General features: G+C 59.8%; 2 protein-coding genes. Both read left to right on the top strand.

From position 1 onward, the window contains the following. A partial coding sequence (locus P792_RS26750; protein ID WP_035439753.1) for an exopolyphosphatase occupies positions 1–1,319 on the top strand: 1,319 nt, incomplete at its 5' end. Beyond that, positions 1,313–2,044 (top strand): CDP-diacylglycerol diphosphatase, encoded by a 732-nt coding sequence (locus tag P792_RS36560; RefSeq protein ID WP_023978392.1) that lies wholly within the window; start codon positions 1,313–1,315, stop codon positions 2,042–2,044. The genes P792_RS26750 and P792_RS36560, both read left to right, overlap by 7 nt. The last annotated feature ends 34 nt before the right edge of the window (positions 2,045–2,078 follow it).

Below are 2,078 nucleotides of genomic sequence, written 5' to 3'. Positions count from 1 at the left end.
AGGAGGGGCTGATACTCGCACGCGATGTCATGACCCGCTTCAATGCCATTGCGCGCGCAATGGACGCCCATCCTTTTGAGGTGCTGGCGACGGCTGCCGTTCGCGATGCCAGCAACGGGCGCGAATTTGTCGAGACGCTGCACGAGTGCATGCCCGACGTGCCGATCCGTATCCTTTCGGGTGAGGAGGAAGCTGATTACGCTGCTACCGGCGTGCTCTGTGGTCTGCCTGATGCAGATGGCGTTGTTGCTGACATTGGCGGTGGCTCGCTCGAGCTAATCCGTGTGGCAGGGGGGCGGCATAATGAGGCCTGCACCAAGCCACTTGGGGTGATACGCCTGTCTGACCGTTCCGGCGGTGACCTCAAACGTGCACGTGAGGTTGTGGAAGCCGATCTAGATGATGTGGCGTGGCTGCCTGCCCTGAAGGGTAAGCCGCTCTATCTGGTTGGGGGCGCCTTCCGCGCCCTGGCCCGGTTGCAGATTGCCCGCACGCATTACCCGCTCAATATCGTTCATCTCTACACGCTGGGTGCCGATGAGGCGCGCGAGATGGTGACGTGGCTGATCGATACCCCGCGCAAGATGCTGGAGAAAGTACCCGGCTTCCCGCGCAAGCGTCTGGACGATGTCCCGTTTTCCGCAACCGTCCTGCGGCGCCTGATGCGTATCGTGCAGCCATCACAGATCATTTTCAGCGTCGATGGCCTGCGGGAGGGCTGGTATATGCGCAAGGTCGGGCAGGAGGTTGCTGCACTCGACCCCTGTCGGGCACTGGCTGATGAGACCGCGCACCGTCTGAGCCGCAGCATGGAGCTGCCCGATGATCTCGTGCGCTGGACGGAGCCCTTGTTCCAGCATGAAACGCCGTCCGAAACGGCATTGCGCGACATGGCCTGCCGTATGTCCGACATCGGTTCGTTCGATCACCCCGAATATCGCGCAGCCCAGACCTATCTGCGCATCATGCGTATGCATGGGGTTGGCTTTGACCACCAGTCACGCGCCTTCGTCGCCCTGACACTGGCGGTCCGTTACGAGGCCGACCCGGCCGATCCCCTTATGGAAGTCTCGCGGCGTCTGCTCTCACCCGATGATTGCGACCGCGCCGTGCAGCTCGGCTTTGCGCTTCGCCTTGCCTATACGATCTGCGGTGGCACGTCGGCGCTCCTCAAGAATACCTCGCTCTCGATCGAGGACGGGATTCTCTGGCTGAGCCATGACGAGCAGAGCAGCTTTGCTGCGGGTGGCGGGGTCAAGCGTCGCCTTGAGCGACTGGGTCAGAGCATGGCTCTCTCAGCAGCCACCCGCTCGTGCTGAAATCGTTCCTTCTCCTGACCGTTGCGGCGCTGACTGGAATCAGCCCTGCTCTTGCCTCACCTCCAGGGCTGGTCATTCATAAAGACCGTGATCCAGACGTACTCTGGAAACTTGTGCATGGTCGTTGCGCTCGCGGGCTCAAACCTTGCACGGTCTACGATGAGACTCATGGCTTTGCGCTGCTCCACTCCATAGAAGGTCGAGGGCAGTATCTGCTGATTCCTACGGAGAAAGTAACAGGCATGGAGAGTCCCGTACTCCTGCGACCTGAACAGCCAAATTATTTCGCCGAAGCTTGGGCATATCGCGAGCGTGTCGGGCAAGATTACCATCGCTCGATCCCGGAGAGCGAGCTCTCTCTTGCGATCAATTCCGCTCACGGGCGCTCGCAGAACCAGCTCCATATTCATCTCGACTGTATCGATGTCAGAATGCGCGCTTTGCTGGATCGCAACACGGCATCCATTGGCCCCTCATGGTCATATCTTTCAGAGAGTTTCAACAATCACCATTATCGTGCGCTCTATCTCGCCACGATGAATGGTTCGCCTTTCCGCATCCTGGCAGCCAACCTTGCCCATCCCGAGGAGGAAATGGGAAATCACACTCTCATCGTGACACCCCTGGGAACTGGCTATGTCCTGCTCGACGATGTTGTGGGTGGTGACGACCGTGCGTCCGGTGAGGAAATCCAGGATCATCGGTGTCAGGGGCGCGGTAACTGAATGATTGCCCGGCGCCCCTGACCGATAGATGGGT

It is taken from the genome of Asaia sp. SF2.1 (assembly GCF_000505765.1).
Lineage (GTDB): Bacteria > Pseudomonadota > Alphaproteobacteria > Acetobacterales > Acetobacteraceae > Asaia > Asaia bogorensis.
Note: the sequence above shows the minus strand (reverse complement) of the source record. Positions and strands in the feature narration are given on the sequence as shown.